Origin of the sequence: Paenibacillus sp. FSL R5-0928 (assembly GCF_037970385.1) — a bacterium.
Taxonomy (GTDB): Bacteria; Bacillota; Bacilli; order Paenibacillales; family Paenibacillaceae; genus Paenibacillus_AQ; species Paenibacillus_AQ odorifer.
Genome location: NZ_CP150225.1, coordinates 3,642,760 through 3,664,381, shown reverse-complemented (window position 1 = coordinate 3,664,381; position 21,622 = coordinate 3,642,760). Strand labels below are relative to the sequence as shown.

16 protein-coding genes are annotated in these 21,622 nt (G+C 42.6%); 5 read left to right on the top strand and 11 right to left on the bottom strand.

Annotation, left to right across the window (positions count from 1 at the left end):
* The first annotated feature begins 13 nt into the window (after window positions 1-13).
* Entirely contained in the window at window positions 14-562 is a 549-nt protein-coding gene (locus MKZ16_RS16425) for a TetR/AcrR family transcriptional regulator (RefSeq protein WP_038571236.1), read from the top strand.
* Window positions 563-1,020: 458 nt separating this feature from the next.
* Here the strand turns inward: MKZ16_RS16425 and MKZ16_RS16420 are convergent, their stop codons facing one another.
* On the bottom strand, window positions 1,021-1,329 hold the full coding sequence (locus tag MKZ16_RS16420) for a WGxxGxxG family protein (RefSeq protein WP_038571232.1): 309 nt from the start codon (window positions 1,327-1,329) through the stop codon (window positions 1,021-1,023).
* 700 nt (window positions 1,330-2,029) lie between these two features.
* Here MKZ16_RS16420 and MKZ16_RS16415 point away from each other — a divergent pair.
* On the top strand, window positions 2,030-2,551 hold the full coding sequence (locus MKZ16_RS16415; RefSeq protein WP_076105768.1) for a DUF3231 family protein: 522 nt from the start codon (window positions 2,030-2,032) through the stop codon (window positions 2,549-2,551).
* A gap of 119 nt (window positions 2,552-2,670) precedes the next feature.
* Window positions 2,671-3,303: a LysE family transporter gene (locus tag MKZ16_RS16410; protein ID WP_076099177.1), complete on the top strand. Its 633-nt coding sequence runs from the start codon at window positions 2,671-2,673 to the stop codon at window positions 3,301-3,303.
* On the opposite strand, the gene MKZ16_RS16405 is transcribed toward MKZ16_RS16410, so the two are convergent.
* Complete coding sequence (locus MKZ16_RS16405) at window positions 3,300-4,736, bottom strand: amino acid permease (RefSeq protein WP_076099178.1); 1,437 nt, start codon at window positions 4,734-4,736, stop codon at window positions 3,300-3,302. The two genes, MKZ16_RS16410 and MKZ16_RS16405, sit on opposite strands and share 4 nt — an antisense overlap.
* Window positions 4,737-5,093: 357 nt before the next feature.
* Between MKZ16_RS16405 and MKZ16_RS16400 the strand changes: the two genes are divergently transcribed.
* Entirely contained in the window at window positions 5,094-5,903 is an 810-nt protein-coding gene (locus MKZ16_RS16400) for a MerR family transcriptional regulator (protein ID WP_076105766.1), read from the top strand.
* Between the two features lie 17 nt (window positions 5,904-5,920).
* Here MKZ16_RS16400 and MKZ16_RS16395 read toward each other — a convergent pair whose 3' ends face one another.
* From MKZ16_RS16395 to MKZ16_RS16360, 8 genes are all read right to left on the bottom strand, one after another.
* The gene (locus MKZ16_RS16395) at window positions 5,921-7,687 is read right to left on the bottom strand and encodes a M20/M25/M40 family metallo-hydrolase (RefSeq protein WP_339814249.1); all 1,767 of its coding nucleotides are present in this window, start codon (window positions 7,685-7,687) and stop codon (window positions 5,921-5,923) included.
* A gap of 192 nt (window positions 7,688-7,879) precedes the next feature.
* Window positions 7,880-9,205 (bottom strand): amidohydrolase family protein, encoded by a 1,326-nt coding sequence (locus MKZ16_RS16390; protein WP_076105761.1) that lies wholly within the window; start codon window positions 9,203-9,205, stop codon window positions 7,880-7,882.
* A gap of 172 nt (window positions 9,206-9,377) precedes the next feature.
* On the bottom strand, window positions 9,378-9,986 hold the full coding sequence (locus tag MKZ16_RS16385; protein WP_076105760.1) for a TetR/AcrR family transcriptional regulator: 609 nt from the start codon (window positions 9,984-9,986) through the stop codon (window positions 9,378-9,380).
* A 92-nt stretch (window positions 9,987-10,078) separates the two neighbouring features.
* Window positions 10,079-12,694 carry a phosphoenolpyruvate synthase gene (gene ppsA / locus MKZ16_RS16380; protein ID WP_076105758.1) on the bottom strand — a complete coding sequence of 872 codons (2,616 nt, stop codon included), beginning with the start codon at window positions 12,692-12,694 and terminating at the stop codon, window positions 10,079-10,081.
* 285 nt (window positions 12,695-12,979) lie between these two features.
* Window positions 12,980-15,631 (bottom strand): discoidin domain-containing protein, encoded by a 2,652-nt coding sequence (locus MKZ16_RS16375; RefSeq protein WP_076105756.1) that lies wholly within the window; start codon window positions 15,629-15,631, stop codon window positions 12,980-12,982.
* Window positions 15,632-15,867: 236 nt separating this feature from the next.
* Entirely contained in the window at window positions 15,868-16,791 is a 924-nt protein-coding gene (locus tag MKZ16_RS16370; RefSeq protein WP_076105754.1) for an aminoglycoside phosphotransferase family protein, read from the bottom strand.
* Window positions 16,792-16,861: 70 nt separating this feature from the next.
* Window positions 16,862-17,881 (bottom strand): phosphotransferase, encoded by a 1,020-nt coding sequence (locus MKZ16_RS16365; RefSeq protein ID WP_178420265.1) that lies wholly within the window; start codon window positions 17,879-17,881, stop codon window positions 16,862-16,864.
* A 154-nt stretch (window positions 17,882-18,035) separates the two neighbouring features.
* Window positions 18,036-18,950: an ArsR family transcriptional regulator gene (locus MKZ16_RS16360; RefSeq protein WP_076099187.1), complete on the bottom strand. Its 915-nt coding sequence runs from the start codon at window positions 18,948-18,950 to the stop codon at window positions 18,036-18,038.
* Between the two features lie 174 nt (window positions 18,951-19,124).
* On the opposite strand from MKZ16_RS16360, the gene MKZ16_RS16355 reads away from it, so the two are divergent.
* Window positions 19,125-20,621 carry a glycoside hydrolase family 43 protein gene (locus MKZ16_RS16355; RefSeq protein WP_076105752.1) on the top strand — a complete coding sequence of 499 codons (1,497 nt, stop codon included), beginning with the start codon at window positions 19,125-19,127 and terminating at the stop codon, window positions 20,619-20,621.
* 119 nt (window positions 20,622-20,740) lie between these two features.
* Here the strand turns inward: MKZ16_RS16355 and MKZ16_RS16350 are convergent, their stop codons facing one another.
* A complete protein-coding gene (locus tag MKZ16_RS16350; protein WP_076105750.1) occupies window positions 20,741-21,592 on the bottom strand; it encodes an aldo/keto reductase in 852 nt (283 codons plus the stop codon).
* Window positions 21,593-21,622 lie beyond the last annotated feature (30 nt).

Sequence of the window (21,622 nt, the reverse complement as noted above, 5' to 3'; positions counted from 1 at the left end):
GGTTGGCAGTACTGTGGCTAAAATCACACAAGAGCTCATTATTGAAACAGCTGAGGCATTAATTAAACGCACGGAAAAATCCGAAGTGACACTCTCACAAATTGCGGATGAATTAAGTATCACCCATGCAGCGCTCTATAAGCACTTTAAAAATAAGCAAGAGCTCTGGGCAGCCGTATCTAAGAGCTGGTTCAACCGGATGATTTCAGAACAAATTAAATTAGATATGACTAGTTTAACTAAACCGCAAGAATTGCTTCACGATTGGTTATGGGCATTTGTTAACGCAAAAAAACGGGCTTATAACGAGAATCCCAAGATGTTTGCCTTGAATACTCAATACGTGGATAGCAATCCACTGGTATTACGCGATGTTCTCTGGGATTCCTACCAAATTATTGACGGCTTCATGGACTATCACGATCCCCACTTGGAACGGGCTGAGGCGATTCTCTCTGCGTTTGCAGTATTTAGCCTCCCATCCTTCAAAGAATCCTGGAATTTACCTGACTACCAAGACAGGTTTGAACGCATCTGGAGTTTAATCAAACAGGGCCTATGAATTCAAATCCTCTAGTTTTTAAAAAAATTATTCTTCAATCATAAACATGGTCCAGAAGCTTCTGTCTTCTGAAGTACTGCCGTTGCTCTCCCACTTTTGTCCGGTTCCCCAATTTTCGTAAAACATGGAATAAAATTATCATTACGAAGTCCTGTTTTGGTGGAATACGCGGAATTCCTGAATTCCTCACTGAGCATGCCAATATGTGCGGGTTACGGACGACTTCTGGAACCTGTGGCTGGTGAATGGCAAATTCAAGTGCGATTATCTTTAAATCTCTCCTAAAAATGGTTTGCTAAAAAAATGTAAAGCCGGTTATTCAGGATCATCCTGAAACCGGCTTTTTATTTAGAACAAATTAAAGGTATAAATTTTTTGCCGAGTCTGTAAATGCAGTCCTCAGTTCTAAGTTCTAATCATAAAAATGGCCCCTATAGTTCCCTTTAACTCTAAAAAGTTTAGCTTTTTTCTCGGCTTCTATTCCGCAAGCCTGTAAGTCCAAGCAACCCTAAGAGACCCAACCAGCTCCAATTAGTGCCTCGATTCTCATCCCCGACTGCCTGCGCTCGGTAATTTCCATTCTCGACCGCTGTTGAATTATGATTACCCGTTGCATTAACATTCCTTGCATTCAGGTTATCATTTGTTTGATTAGCCGAGTAATGTGTTTGTATCCCTAGGTTTGCTTCATCTTGGTTCGCAAATGCTGGAATACTTAAAAGTAAACTAAGACATGCAACTGATGCAAAAGTAGCAATCTTCTTCATTTTTTTCCCTCCAGAACAATATTGGGCAGGCAGCACCCATTTCTATTTTCCCCTATTTCATCTTTCCTATCCTAGAATTTTGAGGACTAGCTTTGCTTCTGATTGTTCTTCCCTCCTGTCTTTCCCTCGCTTGGAGTAACAGCGAATAAGGATAGCAGTCACGTTCCGCCCCTACGGCTGCTATATAAAGAAGTGATCGTGCCTCGATTTTCTTTTTCAATTCCTTCAAGGGTGCAAACCATAACAATGTACCTAAATAAGCGCCGAGGACAGGGCTTAACACTTTACCAAAAGTGTTGGAAGCAATGACTCCTAATCCATGCCTCGATTGGAGATACACTCGACTCTCTCCAGTGATAACCAACTTCATTGAATGCAAAGGCAATTATACTTGCAAGCGGTCCGTTAGAACGATTACTGATAAGTCCTCTCTAAAATAGTATCTGTCATCGTCCATGGAAGTATCTATCCAATCATCACGATGAAAAACATTTGATTCCTCCACAACTCGTGTTCAATTTTATCGTTCCTTATTTTCACATTTATCCTATTATGAGAAAATTAGTGTTATTTATCCTTAAACTTGCACGGATGTCGAAGCCTCAAATTGACATACCTATTTTATGTGAAAAGCTGCAATTTTCTTGTTGTTGTGGGCATGCTAATGTTTGTTCAAATCCAACAATAAAGGAGACTATTTATGACAGGGATTCTAGGCGGTAACCCCAAAGAAGAACCGATGCATTATGGAGAGATTTTTACGGTTTGGCAAGCCTCAATGGTCGCAAAGGGAGCACTCTCTTGTTACAGAGCTTATATGTACCACGCGGGCGACAATGACCTAAAAAAAATATTAGGAGCTCTAATTGATCAAGCGGAGCTTGAAATTAGTGAGTGTGATACACTGCTCTCAGAGCAAGGTATTGCATCAGCACCATTAATGCCAAATCGGCCCGATGCCAAGCTTGAAGATATTCCTGTAGGGGCACGTTTCACAGATCCTGAAATTGCTGCCAAACTTGCAGCTGATAATGCTGTTGGACTTGTGGCATGTAGTCAGGCAATGGGACAATCGATCAGAGAAGATATAGGGGCTTTGTTTGCTAAATATCACCTTACCAAAGCAGCCATCGGCCTTAAAATTCTACATTTGACTAAGAAAAAGGGCTGGTTGATTCCTCCACCTCTTCTTGTTAAAAGACCTGAATCCGTTAAGGCGTAATTCTACTCACTCTTTAGTTTCTTATAAAAGAAGGCCCGCGATCTTCCGCGGGCCTTTTTTTGGTTGTCCTACCACTGCCTTTATCAGAATAAGCTATCTATATAAAGGAGGAGGACAACATTAACGTATTTATAGGTTATATGATTCTAGGATTATCCCTCTCGGCACCTCTCGGACCCATTAATGCAGCACAGCTGGACAAGGGACTCCGCGGAGGATTTATGCCTGCCTGGATAGTCGGTTTAGGGGCGGTTAGTGCCGATATCATCTACATGCTGCTTGTTTATTTTGGCCTCATTCATCTGCTGGATGCTCCGTTTGTTAAAGTGTTTTTATGGTTGTTCGGATTCTTTGTCCTCGTCTATTCAGGTGTAGACAGCATTAAAAATACAGGTGACATTTCAGCTGACGGGCTGAGGGGCAACGATACCTCACTATCCAAATCTTATCTGTCGGGATTTCTCATGTCCTTGTTCAATCCCCTCTCGATCCTTTTTTGGTTGGGTATTTACGGCTCAATATTAGCCAAGGCGGTCAGCGAGTATCCGATGCAGCAGTTATTGATCTATAGCGGAGCAATCGTACTAGGGATTCTTTTCTGGGATATAACCATGGCTGCCGCCTCCAGCCTCTTTCGTAAATTTCTAACCGTTCGGGTATTGAAGGCGATCTCCGTTCTGTCAGGTCTGTCGCTGATTGGATTTGGTTTTTATTTTGGTGTACAGGCTGCCCGACTTCTCTTTTTTCATTAAACCTTGTTTTTTCGCATCCTGATGCCCTTAATCCGAAATTCAGGACCGCCCGGTAAAGAATGATATTCATGGGTCTGTTCGTCCGCCCCATGCCCCATAACAGAACTGTCCTTCTTATTACGGATGTGTTGAACGATCCAATCACTCAAGGCAATCAGCGAAACAATTAGCAGGCTGATGTAGAAGCCTGGACGACTGAGCGCATGAAATAGCGTACCTGCTACAGCAGTAGCGATCAGCACTAAGCCTAGCCAGCGTTTCACCCCGTTTAGAAGACTGGGCTTAAGCAGCTTGCGGGAGGAGAGCAATATAAAGGACCAGTTATAGAGGATCATCAGTCCGGCAGCTGTTGTAATGTATTCGTATACTTTTCCTGGCAACCACAATGACATCATAATGGCACCCCCTAAACCTCCAGCTATTAAACAAAGGGCAAAAAACGGATATTTATCCTTCCATTTCTTCGAAAAAACCTTGGGTGCATCCCCTTCCTGTGAAAGAGTGATCATCATCGAGGTAATGGCATAAAGCGAAGCTGTCATCGTGGAGAACCCAGCTATGATCAACACCCCGTTAAACAAATGCGGTATAAAGGTCAGATGGTCGCTGCTGAGCGCGAGCACAAAAGGACTTTCTTTTGGATTAAAAGCACTAAGCGGCACCATGATTACTGCAAGCCCGATTGAGAGAACGTATACTGTAGCCAGTCCCAGCAACATCACCTTTCCTGCTTTTGGAGCTTCCTCAGGTTTCTTTAGCCTGTAGGACATAATTCCCAGCACCTCAATGCCACCATAGGCATAAAAAGCAAAAATAAAGGCAGACCACAACCCGATACCTCCAGATGGAAACAACGCTTTAAACCCAAGTGGAACTTTCGGTGAGAACTTAGAACCGCCGATCCAACCCGTCAGAAGTACGGCAGCAATAACAAGGAACATTAGTATAGCCGCCACTTTAATGATGGCCAGTATATTTTCAACCCTGTCAAAGCCCTTATTACCAAAAAACACAATCAATAGGCTCACGGCCGCAAAGCTGGCAGCAAATACCCACATCGGTACGGCCGGGAACCAAAAACGCGAGAATATGGACAATGCTGTGAGCTGACTTCCCATAATCAACAGTTCCGAAAACCAATATACCCAGCCGCTCCCGAACCCTGCCCAATTTCCAAATGCTTTTTTTGCATAGGATCGAAATGAACCCTGCTCCGGATCTTCCGCTGTCATCTGAGCCAGTGCATCAAATACGACATATGTTCCAATAGCAGCTAAAATGTAGGCTAGCAGTACTGCTGGCCCTCCCATGGAAATTGCTAGACCTGAGCCAAGAAAGTACCCGGTTCCTATAGTGCCTGCTATGCCTAACAAGCTTAGTTGCCACCATTTCAGTTTATCGTCTTCTTCAGTTTTACTGGAAGGTTGCTTCATGAATTCCGTCCTCATCCTGATTAGAATTTGAGATGTCTCTCATCTCTAGAATTCCCTTCAGGCGGGTACGTTATTTACAGGAATCATAATAAATAAGCTTCCCGACCAGAAAGGCTGACAGGCTTATAGTTATTCATACCGGGTAGTATGCAATAAAGAAGAAAAGACTGGTTAATCAGTATGGCTTTTTTGTGGTAGGAATCGCTGTATCGATTCGCATGTTTACGGAAGTTTCTTGTTCTGTGATCTGTGGAATGGCAATCGTAACTACATCTAAACCGCAGTATAAATGATATCTTTCCGTACAAATGGTACTATTGGGTATGGACTTACTCTATAGTAAAGGATAATTTACTCATGATTAGAAAAAATCTAACGAATTTTTATACTGGTGAATTTGCTAAGCTATTCGGAATCAAAAAAGATACATTATTCTACTATGACAAAATAAAGCTATTTCAACCAGCAGGAATAAGCGATAACGGATATCGATATTACACTATACAGCAGCTCGATACCTTTTGGGCTATACAATCACTCCGATCGTTGAACTTTCCTATTAAAGATCTGAAGAGCTATTTCAGTTCACCTTCCTCGGAGAAATTGACCAAGCTTGCTGAAGAACAACTCATAAAGGTGGAAGAAGAAATTAAAAAGCTACAAGAAATTTATTGGTTCCTTTCGAAGTTGACATCCATATCAGAAGAATTAATAAATACCACACTAGGTGAAGTTACATTCGTTGAATTACCGGAGGAACACGTGATATATAGTGCCCCGAATCCACGTACCGGTGATACCTCTAACGAAGAATGGAATTACGATTATGAAGTTTTTTTAGAGCAAACAGGAATGAAAGGTCCAGCTTTCATTGGTTCTGTGACTAGCAAAGAGGATATCTTGCATGGTCGGTTTAACCGAGTTGAACGTTTGTTTGTTCACACTGAAACTCCGAATGCCGAATTAAAATCCGCAGGTCTTTATGCCATTCTTTATCATAAAGGCAGCTATGAGAGCATAACGGAAGTTTATCCGTTCCTGTTAAATGAAATTAGGGATAGAGGGTTTCATGTATCCGGTAATGCTTATGAAGAATATTTGGTCAATGCATTGTCAACCAATAGAGAAGAAGACTTTGTCACGAAAATCAGTCTTGCTATAAAGTAGAAAATTTAATTTATAGCTTAGCGTCGTGTGACGAGTTGCTGCAACTCGGTAGCCCAGAGCTCTTGCGGATTCGGTTGAGCCACGATGTAGAACTCGCGGTATACTTCCTGAGGCCGATACCCCTCTCTACTAATCCAACGTCGGAGATTATTCCAGGTGGCAGCAGTGCTTTCTGAGCCACGGTGGACCGTCGTTACAGCCGCTTCAACACCAGAGAGTACTACGACCTCGAATCCGTCTCCGGAGACAACCTCTGGTCCGACAGGGAATGCGGCAGTCACAATTAACCCGTTACCGTCCACGTCTTCCTCAAAGGTGGCTAGCGATACCGCACCAACAATCACACCTGCCTGGGTAAGGCTGAGGTAGAGCTGATTAAACATTGGACCAATGATAGGGTTGATGTGATTAAAGCTCTTCGCTTTTGCCATGATGCGGGCGACGCGCAGAGCCGGCAGCGATTTGATCTCTGGTTTGTGTGCAGCGATCTTAGGTTTTTCTTCAGACACTGCTGATCCTTCAACACTTTTTTCTTCTGTGTCTTCTTCTATATAATTATTCATGAGGTACTGCGTTGCCGCTAAGGCATGGGTGCGAACCAGATGCAGCAATTCCTTGATCGATACCGACTCATTGGCCGCGCTGCAATTGCTTCCGTCCGGACCATACCAGAAAGCAGGCGTACCACGATAACGCCAGTACCGACAATCGGAAATTGCAACATCAGGAACCAGCACCGGTTTGTTCCACCCCAAATCTTCTACCGTCTCCTGCAAGATCCTAGCCATCTCACTGTCTGGATCCGATACATCCGCCGAATCGACGCCTTCCAATTTGATTTCTGCTTCGGGATAGCGAGCAACAATATCTCTGGCTTTCGAGAAAATCGTATACGGATCAGCTCCGACTGGAAGAACAACGGATACCGAGAATATACAATCAGGTGAAATGACACTAGGTGAATTGCCACCCTCGATCGTACCAACATTAACCGTGATTAATGGCAGAATCTCAGCCGCACCTTCTCCTCTGGACTCGTTGTACTGTTCACGCCGCTGCGGATTAGAGAGTATATCCGTAATCGAGGAGGGAACGTCTACCTCGATACCTTCCAACTCGTCAAGGTCGAGGATGATATCGGTGGCGATACGGATCGAGCTTTTGCTTTCGTTAGGATACCCGGATATAGCTCCCCGTGTCGCCACTCGTACAGAAAACTGCATGTAACCCTTCGAGGCGAACGAAATCGCATCCGTTCCAGAGGGTTCGGCGCTGAGGACGCAGTCGGCTTCCATTTCGCTTTCGATCTGCTCGAACATAAAGCCGGTGCCCCGTCCATATCCAGTCTCTTCATCGGAGACGATGGTAAGCGATAGTTTGCCCTTCAGTTGATCTCGTAATTGTGATAGATACGTGTAGGCGAAAAGCATCGCCGTTACGCCTGCCTTCATATCTGACGTCCCGCGTCCCCATACCCGACCGTTCACAATCTTTCCGCTCCATGGATCGTCAGTCCACCCGGGTTCATCTCCAGCAGGCAGTACATCGAGATGTCCGTTGAACATCAGATGCCTACCCTCGCTTGGCATTTGCACCGAAGAAATGATATTTGGCATGGTATCTTTGGCGTTGACTTGCCTGTACGGAAGTCCTTCGATGTCGAGGTAACTCTGAACCATCGCCATTGCCTCACGCGTATCACCTGGAGGGCTAGGGGTATCACATTTAACTAGACTTGAGAAGAACTGAACAATCTTCTCCTCATCACGTTCGACCCAATTCATTATTATCTCGCTAATTTGTTTTAACTGATTCTTTTGCTTCAATTGTTGATCCATATCCTTGTCTCCTTTGAGTGATTGATGATTTGCAGGCTTACATAGGTCATCTGTCCTGACAAAGGGTATCATAAGGTATGGAGTTACTCCATAGTAAAGAGGGGGTTTTTCTTTTGTTTTGGAATATCTGAGTAACTCCTAAATCCAAACCGTATCCAGCAGCTCGTCCACTGCTTGAATTCTGGTCACAGATGGTGTTTGTATTAAATTCCCTCTGACCATAACCATAGCTACATCAGACAAAGCTTTTATGTTCTCCAATGGGTTTTGCTCCATCATGATTAAATCCGCATATTTGCCCACATCTATAGAACCTGTCAGGTGATCGATTCCCAAAATATCTGCATTTGATTTGGTTACTAGTTCAATAACCTCACTTGCATTCAGCTTTGTTTGTCGCATGAAATGATCAAGCTCACGCCAAAGATCATAGTGGGTTACATAGGACATAGCAGCGTCCGTTCCCACACCGATTTTGATATCATGTTCTATAGCCTGCTGTAGCCCTGTTAACATAGAGTCATACACAAGCCGGGCATTTTCCTTAATGGTTGTATTCAACTTTGTCAGGATCGGATCTAATTTCGCACTGGGATAAGCTGCTTGTAAAGTAGGAATCACAGCGGTGTAGCCCTTTAAGGCTCTGGGATTATTTTTGTACAGCCTGATCATATCCTCATCCATCTCCGCGCCGTGTTCAATAGTATCCACTCCACCCTTTAACGCAACTCTTACACCTTCGGTACTTTCTGCATGTGCCGCCACACGCATCCCAATTTTGTGAGCTTCCTCGCAAATGGCAGCCACCTCTTCTTCCGTCATTTGCAAGCGGCCTGCTTCTCCGATCCTTTTGGCATCGGTGACCCCGCCAGTTACACATATTTTGATTAGGTCCACTCCGTTTTTTACATTGATTCTTACATTTCTTCTCCCTTCCCATGGTGAATCACCGACCAAAGCCAAATAAGGTGCACCGTGGCCATCCGTTACGCTCAGGAAATACCCAGATACCAAAAGATTAGGTCCAATAGATTGATTTGCCTTAATCTCATCCCTCAACTGAACATCAGTATAAAAAAATTCACCTACGCTACGCATCGTTGTTACTCCGGAATGCAGTGCGGTTAGGGCATTTTTTTTCATCCGTCTCTTCAACATGTTTCTGCCCAGTCTCGTATCCAAAATATGATGAAACGCAAAATTCAGCAGACCTTCACTGGCAGACAGCGTAAACGGCTTACCATCGGCAAAAAGATGGACATGCGCGTTGATGAGACCGGGCATCACATATTTCCCCGAACAATCGATCGTTTGGAAATGGGTGGGGACAGTTACAGCGCTTGCTTTCCCGATCTCCTGAATCAAGCCGTTTTCATCAATCAAAATCGTCATATGGGAATCAGTCCCTTTTTTCGCATCTCCATAAATAACATTACAGTCCATAAACGCATAACCTGTCTTCATCGTAACTTCCCCCGTTTCTTGATTACACCGCCCAATAATGAATAAATAATTCATTATTGGATTAAAAAAATAGGGACCCTCGTAGATGCTAAATATGCATATCCACTTGGTTGTCCCTCATTGCAGCGTTGCGCCCCAGTTCCACCCCACACCTAATTTCGGCACATTGATGTTATTCGTTTAAGCTTTTTAGTCCATGCAGCCAGTATAAGCTTAATGCCTCAAAAATCCTTCTCCGGCTATCGGCGCTCATCTCGTGCTTTAATAAATCCAGAATCATATTGATGACATTGTTCGCGATGATCTTCAGCAGAATCATATTTTCTTCGGTTCCGATTTCATATCTTTTATAATGATCTTTTATAAAGGGTCTTTTAGTTTCGATCATCAGATCGATCAGCTCGTTTTTGGCATTGCTATATACGGTCCCTTTATTCTTTTCAAAAATAATGACAATCTGCCTGCTGTACTGGGTTAATATATTTATTTGCTCTTGAACGATGGCTGATTTTTTCTCATTATTAACATCATCAAAAAAAGTCTGGTTATCGATACGAATATTTTCCACTAGCACATTCTTCAAATAGTCCACTAAAGACGGGGGAACAACCGAATAGAACAACTCTTTTTTATTTTTAAAATAAGTATAAATATTGCCAACAGAAATTTGAATTTCATCGGCAATATCATTCATTTTGGCATCAGAGAAGCCTTTTCGGAAAAATACCTTTAAAGCAGCGGATTCAATTTCCTGTTTTACTTCGTCTTTTTTAGACTGCATATTGCCCCTCACCTTTAATAATGAATTAAAAATTCACTATTAAAAATAATTCAAAAGATTCGATTTGTCAAACTACATTCGTGATTCAACCATTACAATATTTCGATATAGCCTTCTGTACCATGCACACGAATTCGTTGCCCATCTTTTATCAATTTGGTAGCATTCTCCACTCCGACAACTGCTGGTAAGCCATATTCACGCGCAATAACTGCCCCATGGGTCATTAGACCACCAACTTCAGTAACTAGGCCTTTTACAGATACAAACAATGGAGTCCAGCTAGGGTCAGTGAATAAGGTAACTAATATATCTCCATCTTCTAGATCAGCATCCTCCATGTTTAAGATGACACGCGCTCGTCCCTCTATAACACCAGAAGAAACCGCTAGACCTACAATAGCTTCTGTTGGGAGGTTTTCTCGGTTGTACTTACCCGCAATAATTTCACCATCAGACGTGAGAACACGTGGTGGAGTTAGTTTTTCATATAATTTGTACTCTTCTTTTCGTTTGCTGATGATCTGGTAATCCAGTTTGCATCTACTTACGACTTCGCGAAGTTCTTCAAACGTTATATAGTATATATCTTCTTTTTCAGGAATAACTCCTGCTTGTACGAGTTGTTCGGCTTCTTTTAATAAAGCTTGCTTATAAACGAAGTAGCGATTAACCATACCGTATTTGGGGTATTCCCTAAACCCGCTGAAATTCCGGATGAGATCAATCATTCGTTTTGTTTCTTTAGCTTTTTGTTCACCATCGGGTAATTGCTTCAATCGATCTAATAGCTCTTGTTCTTTTTTCAAAGCTTCCTGTCGACCTTGCTCAAATTTCCGATGGCCAGCATTAGGTTCAAAGTTTTTGATATTACTAAGAATCATGGGGACAAGTGTAGTTGGTTTTTCGCTCCAACGAGTTCTTGTAAGATCGATTTCTCCGGTACATCGCATTCCGTATTTGCTGAGATAGTCATAGAAAGCCTCTTGGGTTTCCTGCCCACCCTCAAAACTAACCAGTTCATCTAAGAAATTATCGTCTTTAACCTGCTGTAAATAATCAATGACTTCCGGATAAGGCCGAATCACATCAGCGAGATTGAGTAACGCCAGACCCATTTCCGAAGTAATATTGCCCTGTACAGATTGAGAAAGCGTATCTGCTACGTTTTTTTCACCTAACCACTCATTTATTTTTTCATTGATCCATGCTGAAGCATCCATAGCAGCCATAATCACACGCATACTTTGTGGGTTGAATAGAATCTTCTTTAATTGCTGCATATCTTCCAGAATAAAATCAAACAACTCCGCCCCTGATTTGGTTTGAATGTTTTGTTGCAGCTCTTCTATCGATGCTTGGTTGCTCTTAATGAGGTCAGAAACGATTGTCAGATCATTTTCGAGTTGTACTTGAGAATCACTAGGTGGCAGGCTTGTATTGCTTTTACTCGGAGTAGAAGCTTTTTCATTATCTGCCGAAAATTTTATAAAATCTTCTCGCTCTACGAGGGTTATGAGTGCGTCTTTTATGAGGGGATCAGATTTACCTAATGCTTCTATGATCATTTCTCTGCTGCCAGGTGAAGCAAGACTTGATGTGACATCAACAAACAATCTTCCGCCAGCTGTACGCATAGGTGCAGGAGTCGTTAACAGGTAAAAAGCCAATCCCATCGGTTTCATGGGATCTGTCATCATTTGTTGATGACCAACAGATACATAAACGTGGTTTTCTTGATCATTCGCTTCAGGGATGGGGAATAAAGTCGTGATTGGCCGACTCTGGACGATATAAAATGTATCCTCGTCCAAACACCATTCGATATCTTGTGGGCAACCAAAATAGGCTTCAATCTGTCTGCCTATCCTTGCTATTTGTAAAATTTGTTGTTCAGTAAGTGTTTGAGTCTTTTGCTGTTCGAGGTCGATCTGCCGGGTCTCTGTTCCGCCTTCTTTTAGTCCGTAGATAGCCAATTTTTTGGTTGCTATTCTCTTATCGACAATTTTCTCTTGCTGTACTTTATAACAATCGGCAGATACCAAGCCAGAGACCAGTGCTTCGCCAAGTCCAAAACTAGCATCGATGGATAGCAGTTTCCGGTTAGAAGTAATCGGATCAGCGGTAAATAAAATCCCTGAAGCCTGTGGAAAAACCATCCTTTGAACGATAACGGATAAATAAACTTGACTGTGGTCAAATCCATTTTGCATACGGTAGATTACGGCACGATCCGTAAATAGAGAAGCCCAACATTTGCTGATATGCTGAAGGATTGCTTCTATGCCGATGATATTTAAATAGGTATCTTGTTGACCTGCAAAAGAGGCATGTGGTAAATCTTCAGCGGTGGCACTAGAACGCACTGCATAAGCATGTTCATCACCAAGCTGGGTGAGATAGCGAGAAACTGCCTTCACAACATCGGAAGGAATTTCTGCTTCCATAATGATTTGCCGAATCTTCCTACTGATTTCACCGATTTGATCCCGATCTTCTACTTTTAGCATAGTTAGTTGATCCAACAAAGCATGATACGTTTGGTTCTGTTCGAGGGCTTGGTGATATCCTACTGTTGTAATACAGAATCCTTCTGGTACTTGTATTCCTTCTATTTTTGATAATCTCCCTAAATTTAACCCTTTTCCGCCAACGAGCAAAAGCTGTGTATTGTCCACTTCCTGAAAACCGAGAACTAAAGAACGCATTTATTATCGCTCCTAACTATTAAATTGAGAAAAAAATTGACAAGAATTTAACGGCATGATAATATAAATATATAAGATGCAATTATTATGCCTAACCTTTGAATATCAGTCGTGAGTTGATTATATCATCGTGTCTTTTCATATGCAATATATAAGAATCTGATGAGATAAATCAGGTTCTTTTTTTGATTTCAGCTATCATTAGTGTTAAAGCAAATAAACCGCAGCCCCTCAAGTGGCCTACGGTTTATTTGCTTTAATATTAGAATGTCGTAATAGGGTATATTATAATCCCTTCACTTCAAACTCATAGATCCGCGCTGCCGTATCGGCTCCCTGCGTAGGTTTGAGAATCAATAATTTTACATAGCGGGCTTTTACTAACGCAATTGAATCAGTCGACTCGGCAGCCGAGTTTCCTTGGACGTTGACAACATCCGTCCAGTTCGTTCCGTCGCTGCTGACCTGAATCGTATAATCACTGGTATTAAAACCGGACCACTCTCCTCCGCTCTCAGCATGCTTGATGACAAAAGTGCTGAGTTGATGTTCGGCGCCGAGGTCAACCTGAAGCCAATGGGGCAGATTGCCAATTGCGCACCATTTACTGTTATCCGTCACTTTACCATCTACGGCGTTAGGTGCCCCTTCCTTTTCCCCGCAGGCATGATCGGCTGTTGCAGTTTTACCAAGTGCCAGATTTTTCACTGCGCCAGCTTCCTTGCTCACTGTGATGAGCCCTTTTTTCGTAATTGTGTCTTGGCCCGAGCTGTTGGTTGCAGTTAGCGTCACGCTATAAACGCCCTCCTGAGCGAATGTCACAACTGGGTTCTTCGATGTGCTGACCGCCGGGCTTCCGCTTTCGAAGGTCCATGACCATCCTTCTGTCACTTCAGTCGACAGGTCGGTGAAGTTTACGCTCTCGCCTGGAGCCACTAGGGTTCGATCAGCCTTGAACTCCGCAATCGGCTTTGGATAATCCGGCCAGCTGATCTTCACGCTAGAGGGTTGACCTTGCTCGTATCTTCCATTGATGGCAACAACCTTCAATACTGTGACCGTTTCTTTGTCTATTCTTCGTATCTCAGGAACGTAAAACACATGATTTGGTGTTGCACCTATGAACATTTCACTACCATCTGGCAGTACACGATAGATTTCGTATTGTTTGACCTGCTGGTCAAGCTGTTTCCACTGTAATCGGGCGTCTCCATAAATACCATTGCGGAAATCGGATTGAGTGACCTTAAGATCGCGAACCGCGGGCAATGGTTTGATCGAGTCATTAGCATTTTGAATAGAGAGCTGGCCAATTTGAATGTTGTAATTATTAATCGCATCCTTAGAGTCAAAATACAGTGACAACGCTACGATCCGTTTCCCTTTGTATGGGGTCAAATTCAATGTTTCAGTAGTCCAGTCTGGCGATGTCTTATCCTTCACGTTAAGGAAGACATATTGGTTGGGATGGTCTGCGAAAGCGAGACCAACCTTCAGGCTTGGCTTATTTTGTGTTTTGTACGTAATAGACAGCTTTGTGCTTGCTTCGATCTTAAGGTCGGTCTTGTAGAGTTTCAGATGTGTCGCATTGTTAGGGTTCAGCACGCCTGATACCTTCAGCGAACTGCCGCCGTAATATGCATTGGACCAATCGAGCACTGGTGTAAGTGGGGTACCTTTGCTGTCTGCGATCCAGCGCCAGGAGGGAAGAATATCCTGCAGACTCCGGTTGTTCCAGCCCTTATCCCGCACCTGCTTCCCTCGTACAAAATATTTCTGTCCGCTTCCCGTGTTGAAGTTAGTGGTGAAAGGCAGCTCATTTACTGATGATGATTCGATCACATCGTTTGCGATACCTTTCCAGGCTTGATCGCTCGAGGTGTTACTCGGATTCCCGTTTGGACCCACCCAGAATTTGTTCTCGCGTACAAAGAAATCTTCCATACTCTCTGCGCTGTTAAAAGCCCAATCCGGGCGGTAAATACCAAGGGAAGTAACGGCAGGATCTTTATCCGGAAACAACAGATTCCAGTTCACCTTTGTATCGTAACCCTTGGCTTCGACATCGATGCCTGCATACAAGTCATATGGACTTCTGCCCAAGCTTCTAGCCTTCTCTGCCGAGCTTTTAAGATCCTTCCACCAGAAGTTCAGAAACATACTGTCCGTTATTTGCTTTTTATTGTCTTGCAGGAACATCGCATTCTTGTCGTTAAGTGCATTTTGCCAACTGATACTGCCCTCATTGGTCATGGAATCATACCATACGATGTGCATAGAATTTGACTTGTGTGATTCCAGATAACTTAGGAAAGCTTTCATTTGCTGTGCGTCGGCCGGTGTTCCGCCCTCAGTCTCCTGGTTAATAAACCAGCCGTCAAATCCGTAATGGCTCGCAACCTGGATCAACTTGTCAGCAGCGGGAAAGGAGCCGTCACTATTCTGCTGAAGCATCTGCTTGACCCATTCATACTTCCCGCCATATACGGTTGGTGGGAAGAACACCGTTCCGATAATCGGCACGCCATTTTTATGAGCCGCGTCGATCGTATCAGCGCTTGGAGGTACGATGATCCCTTCGCCCGCGGAACCACCCCAATAGACCAGCTTGTCAACATATTGCCAATAGGTAAATGTGTTAGCTTCGAATTTGCTTGAACCCTGCGATGGAACTCCGCTTGTTCCCGGGTTCAGTGCTGATAAAGCCATGACTTTTGGCGCTTTGGTTGCATGAGCGTTGACTCCATCTGCTACAAAACGGTCCTGCAGCGGGACTGTGCTCCGGTTAAATGCCGCATCCGGGTCGGATGCCGGACTCCACTGAAGCAATTGCTCCGGAAACCAATAGGATGAATAAGGCTGTTTCGCGAACGCAGTTGTGGATAAGGCTGCGCACATCACAAGTAAGAATATAAAACCTGCCCCAATCTTTTTCATGCCATACTCCTCCAATCGATAGATTAAATGATTGCGCTTACATTTTATCAAGTTGAACAAAGCTATAGATAGTGGATTAATGGCAAGTTCAGGTGCAATTATTACAGGTCGTAAGTCTAAGGTCAATAATCTCAGTGGGGGAATTTGCTCCTATAAATTTGATATTTATATACAAAAAGCCGCAATTATGCGGCTAGTAAATGTAAATGTATAGGATAAGGTAAAGTGTATAGTTATTAGAGTTTCAGGTTTAAAAGAAAATGCCGTGTGTCCTGATAAGCATCTGTCCAGCCCATCTTAGCATAGAATCGAAGTCCATCGAGTCCCTTAAAATAATAGGCACCGATTAGCCGCTCCTCAAAATTCGGGGTCACTATTCTAGCTTTCTCTTGATAGTTTTGATACGCGTTAATGACATTACACCAAGGCATATGCTTGTCGAGAATCGCAAGGTCTATGAGAGAATCGCCATACATGCAATTTCCATCAATAATGCTGGTTATCCTTGTTCCGTTGGACAAAATATTCCACTGTTGAAAATCTCCGTGTATAAAGCTTCTATTAGATTCATTATAGGGTACGTAGGTCATCAAACGACTATAGATTTCTTCGTATACGTCTCTTTCCAAGCAAGACGTGCGGAAGAGTTCATGCCAATTCTCCCAGAATGTCCCCGTCTGATCTTCCGCATTTACGGCAATGACGAAGTCTTTCCAAGATGAATAGGAGCCATTGCCGTCAGGCCCGATCCAACCATACCCGTTAGTTCCCCCAATATCCGTTTCGGCCATTCTTGTTAAAATGCCGATAATTTCAGGCATCAGCCGGGTTTGTTCCTCTGCTGTACAATCGGAAAGATTGCGACCTTCCATTCGCTCCATGATCAAATAGGTTAACTGATTAGTCCTCCCTAACCCCAAACATTTCGGGAAAGGGATACCTTGGTCGAGTAGCAAATTGGATACAAATTGTTCGGTCTCATATGCTCGTTCCAAATCGCTGAATTTCACAACATAGTCTTTTCCTTCGAGAATAAAAGAAAACACGTTGCTAATATTGCCGCCAGACATCGGTGTAATCTCAGCCGCTCCCTGTCCAAGATGATTCCACAGTACTTTTTCAATTTCACTCATGGTCAATTCCGGTTTTTCGTAAACCATTTTTACTCCAACTCCTGCTTATTTGAGTCTACTATGAATTTATCCGCAGCATATCATAAACACCATCATCCTAAATATCTCGTTCCTCATACTCAAAGGGTTCATCACATGAGTAAATTTCATGGAAAAATCCTACATATGGGATATCGTCTTCTAGACATTTTATACGATATGACAGCTCTTCATCGCATTCCGGCTCTTCACCATTGTTCCGCATTACCTCGAATGCATCAACGATGTTTTCCATGAGGGTTACTTGGATAAATAATGGCAATGTACCTAACATCGAATCTTCGATCCTGGTCTCGGATCTGTAGCCATCAAGGACTGTTTTAAAATAATCATCCATAAACTTTTTGCGTTTATCAGTATCTTGTTCAAATTGTATCCAGCCCACTCCAAGTGTCCAGAGATTTGCCAGGTCATACATATACCAACAAAAGCAGGAGTTATCGAAATCAAACACAGTTATTTGCCCTGTATTAAAATCGATCATATAATTCCCATCGCAGTAATCAAAATGGACCATCCCAAAAGACTCGTGATCCCTGTCCATCCCTTCTAACGTTGTAAGGAGATCTACCAGCTTCTCCTTCAGCAGAGATAACGAGTCAGGTATTAGCTTATCTATATAATCGGCATTGTATTTATCAAAAAAATCATACCGAGAATGGACAGGCGTATATCCCTTCGATAATTGATGCATTTTTCCAAGGACTTTACCGCAGTTATAATAGTATTCCGTAATAGGAACGCCTTCCCGATACTGATAATTATTTTCCACGAGCATACCCCCCTTGGCCTTTACAAACAAGCAGACAAAAAAGGTATGATTATTAAGAGTTATCGTTTCCAGCAGATTCCCCTTCTGGGAGTTAACCACATTCGAAACACTGCCGCCATGCTCGTACAAGTACCTGATATATTCCACTTCACCCAGAATATCTTCTCGGCTTCTGTCGCTTAAGAAGGCAATTCTGATTATTTTTGCTTCAGAATCAGCTTTATCACAGTTATATGCAACATTCCGTCCTCCTTCATGTGCATTGATAAGCCTGATTTCATAACCTTCCAATCCGTACAATTCCATCACTAATGGAAGTATGTGTGTATCAGCAATTTTAATAACCTCGTTATAATTCAGAATATCTCTCCTCTCAACTCCTTCAATATATGGTTAGTTTACCAGCTCCAGCTGATAAACTGCATGGAGAAAACAACTATAACTGAAATATCCTGCTTCATTAGGTCATCGTTCCTAGGTACACACGAATTAAAATATCTTGGTCATGATTACCGAATCCAGCCCCATAAAGTGTCAAACCACCAACATTAACAGCCTTCTCGTCAACTGCGAAACGAAGCGTCCAGAATTGTTCCCGCAGCAAAATATCTGCGACAGTAATGTCCGACATCCTTTCTTCATCAATAAATGTGCCCGAAGTATCAATGCGGATCGTCTTCAATAACCCGTATTGATTTACATTCCGATGCCACCAATCCGGAGTATATATGCCTCGTGCCGCTCTTCCAAAGTCTGCCGGACTGGTCCAAGTTCCAAGCTTCACACCGTTAAAAAAGAACTCAATATCAGAAGGCCAATGATCTCTCAAGCCCGGGGCTTCAGAAGCAATTTCCATTGAAATCTCGATGGCGTCGGGCATTTGACCGGGAAGTAAGTAGTTAGGCGTTTTGTACTCTACGTAACCTCTCCCAAACCACAAAATGCCGGCGTTGACCCGCTCGGGATCCAGAAAATAGCGGGGATCGTCCCAAACCCCAATTTCTTTCTCTTGTGTTCCAAGACCACATGTAGGATGAACATCAAACGAAGTATAATGACCGACTGAAATGGTCTGCTCTCTGATCCTCGGGGTTTGAGTGGCAGTGGGGAGTTCGATCTCAACTCTTTTTTGTTTAAGGAAGCACATTTTGTGCGTTCCTCCGTTTAGGCGTACCCTGTGGCTTCCTGTAAGTCCAGCTTGTTCGAGCTTTCGGATATGCATAGTAACTATGGAAGGGCTAAGCTCTAACTTAGCCGCGATCTCCTTCACATTCATTTCATTATCTGCAATGAGGCTCATAATCCTCCATCTGACTTCGCTTGCCAGCGCTTCATACAACGCCATGAATTTTGCTTCACCGTTTGCTTTGATCATCATCATAATCACCTGACCTGTGCTTATTGAAATTACATATATATTAATTTAATAAATATAACGTATATCTTCAACCCCGATTCATTGAAAACCCATAAGCAATAGTGTTTAATTTTCTTAGTAGTTAAATATATTGAATTCATATTTATATAAATTTATTAATGAGGTGGAGAAATGAAATACAATAATCCGGTCATCAAAGGGTTTTATCCTGATCCCAGCGCATGTAAAGTTGAAGACACTTATTATTTGGTCTGCAGTTCCTTTCAGTATTTTCCCGGTGTTCCGATTTTTGAAAGCAAAGATTTAATTAATTGGACCCAAATCGGTCATTGCTTAACCCGAAAGAACCAGATTCAACTGGATACTGTGGACAGCTCCGGTGGTGTATTCGCCCCCACCCTGCGGTACAATAATGGACGATTCTACATGACGACCACTAATGACACTTTGCGCCAGAACTTCTATGTCTGGACTGACAATATTTACGGCGAATGGTCTGATCCGATTAATGTAGATCAAGGCGGTATTGATCCGGACTTGTATTTTGAAGACGGCAAAACGTATTTCATGAGTAATGGGACAGACGATTACGGAGTTAATGGTATAATCCAATGTGAAATTGAAATTGAAACTGGGCAGAAGCTGTCGCCAAGCCGTTCAATCTGGCAAGGATCCGGTGGGCGTTATTTGGAGAGTCCTCATTTATACAAAATTAATGAACAATACTATCTGCTAGCAGCTGAGGGCGGAACCGAATATGGGCATATGGTCACTTATGCAAGGGGCAATTCTCCTGCTGGCCCATTCGAAGCCTATCCGCATAACCCCGTATTGACTAATCGAAATTTAGGCGGTTACGAGCTTCAGGGTGTTGGTCACGGAGATTTGGTACAAGATCATGAGGGGGATTGGTGGCTGTTACATCTTGGATTCCGGCAGACTGGCCAGTATCTTACCTATCACCATTTGGGGCGTGAGGTTTTTCTAACTCCGATTACCTTTGGCGAGGATGGATGGTTTACAGCAGGTCATGAAGGTACCACTCTAATAAGTTTCGAGACTGATCGTATTGCGGACACAGTCATTCAGCAGGAGAAAGAAGTCTATACGTTCGAGAACACAGATTGGAATTTGGACTGGTGTTACCTGCGTCACCCGGTTACAGAAAATTATCGGTTAGAAGCTGATAAAATAAAGCTTAAAGGAACTGCAGTAACGTTAGATATCCCGGCTACTCCGACATTTATTGGTATTCGTCAAAAAGATTTTAACGCAATTATTTCGTGCCAAGTCAGCCTTACGAATGGTGAAGCCGGAATTACACTTTACATGGACGAAAATCACCATTATGACTTGGCCTTGCGTAAACATCCAGAGAGTTATGAGATTATCGAACGGCTGAATATCGGAGATATCAAATCCATTGAAAAAACAAAAAATATAGGTCAATGTAACCATGCTTCATTAGTTGTCAAAAGCAGTCCAACGCATTATCACTTTTATATCCAGGTAGACGGTACTGAGATCTTACTCGGAGCTGCGCAAACCAAATATCTATCCTCTGAAATAGCCGGAGGATTCACAGGTGTGCTTATTGGTTTGTACGCCACTGGAGAAGACCAAGATTATAATGCGATATTCACAAATTTTAGCTGCCTTTATTCTTAAACCTCCAAATTAGAATGAACTGTACAAGTCTAAGGGTGTTCTTATAAATAAAAGACGGGTTAACCCCTTAATTATTGTTAACCCATCTTTTATCAAAACCAATAAGATCCTAAGAAAAATTAGATATCCAGCTTCCTAGTACTTAACGCTTTTACCATTACAGGATCTCTATGTGAAAAGAACAAACTCTCTTTTGTGTCTAACAGCGCAATTTGTTCTATATCCTCTGAATTTAATTCAAAGTCAAAGATATTAAAGTTTTCAATTATTCTTTCTTTCCGGACAGACTTTGGAATCACAACAACTCCTCTTTGCGTCAACCAGCGTAAAACTACTTGGGCAACAGATTTATTATATTTTTGAGCTATTGTTACTAATACTTCGTTCTGGAACATGTTGTTTTTACCTTCAGCAAATGGACCCCATGATTCGATCTGAACATTGTTTTCTTTCATGAATGCAGCACTTTCAATTTGTTGACAGAATGGATGTGTCTCAACTTGATTAACGGCAGGTGTTACTTCATTATGAATAATCAAATCAATCAGACGATCGTTCTGGAAGTTACTTACGCCAATCGCTCTGATTTTTCCTTCACGGTACAATTCCTCCAGCGCCCGCCAAGAACCATGCACGTCGCCAAAGGGCTGATGAATTAAATACAAATCCAAATAATCAAGTTGCAATCTTGAAAGGGATTTTTCAAATGCTTCCTTTGTACGTTCGTATCCGGTATCTTGAACCCATAATTTCGTAGTAATAAATAGATCCTCTCTTGGTACTCCACTCCGTTTGATGGCTCTTCCCACCGCTTCTTCGTTTAGGTAAGAGGCTGCGGTATCTATCAGTCGATAACCTGACATGATCGCATCGTAAACAGCTTGTTCACATTCAGCTTCATCTTGAATTTGAAAAACTCCAAAACCAAGTATCGGCATTTCAACACCATTGTTCAAAATAACTTTTTGCATAAAAAATCCTCCTATTAGTTGATGATACAC

Excerpts from the sequence above, each read along its gene's own strand:
- MKZ16_RS16400 (WP_076105766.1), top strand. The coding sequence starts at position 5,094 with ATGATTAGAAAAAATCTAACGAATTTTTATACTGGTGAATTTGCTAAG.
- ppsA (WP_076105758.1), bottom strand. The coding sequence starts at position 12,694 with ATGCGTTCTTTAGTTCTCGGTTTTCAGGAAGTGGACAATACACAGCTT.
- MKZ16_RS16375 (WP_076105756.1), bottom strand. The coding sequence starts at position 15,631 with ATGAAAAAGATTGGGGCAGGTTTTATATTCTTACTTGTGATGTGCGCA.
- MKZ16_RS16360 (WP_076099187.1), bottom strand. The coding sequence starts at position 18,950 with ATGATCAAAGCAAACGGTGAAGCAAAATTCATGGCGTTGTATGAAGCG.
- MKZ16_RS16365 (WP_178420265.1), bottom strand. The coding sequence starts at position 17,881 with ATGGAATTGTACGGATTGGAAGGTTATGAAATCAGGCTTATCAATGCA.
- MKZ16_RS16405 (WP_076099178.1), bottom strand. The coding sequence starts at position 4,736 with ATGAAGCAACCTTCCAGTAAAACTGAAGAAGACGATAAACTGAAATGG.
- MKZ16_RS16395 (WP_339814249.1), bottom strand. The coding sequence starts at position 7,687 with ATGAATTGGGTCGAACGTGATGAGGAGAAGATTGTTCAGTTCTTCTCA.
- MKZ16_RS16350 (WP_076105750.1), bottom strand. The coding sequence starts at position 21,592 with ATGCAAAAAGTTATTTTGAACAATGGTGTTGAAATGCCGATACTTGGT.
- MKZ16_RS16415 (WP_076105768.1), top strand. The coding sequence starts at position 2,030 with ATGACAGGGATTCTAGGCGGTAACCCCAAAGAAGAACCGATGCATTAT.
- MKZ16_RS16355 (WP_076105752.1), top strand. The coding sequence starts at position 19,125 with ATGAAATACAATAATCCGGTCATCAAAGGGTTTTATCCTGATCCCAGC.
- MKZ16_RS16390 (WP_076105761.1), bottom strand. The coding sequence starts at position 9,205 with ATGAAGACAGGTTATGCGTTTATGGACTGTAATGTTATTTATGGAGAT.
- MKZ16_RS16370 (WP_076105754.1), bottom strand. The coding sequence starts at position 16,791 with ATGGTTTACGAAAAACCGGAATTGACCATGAGTGAAATTGAAAAAGTA.
- MKZ16_RS16420 (WP_038571232.1), bottom strand. The coding sequence starts at position 1,329 with ATGAAGAAGATTGCTACTTTTGCATCAGTTGCATGTCTTAGTTTACTT.
- MKZ16_RS16385 (WP_076105760.1), bottom strand. The coding sequence starts at position 9,986 with ATGCAGTCTAAAAAAGACGAAGTAAAACAGGAAATTGAATCCGCTGCT.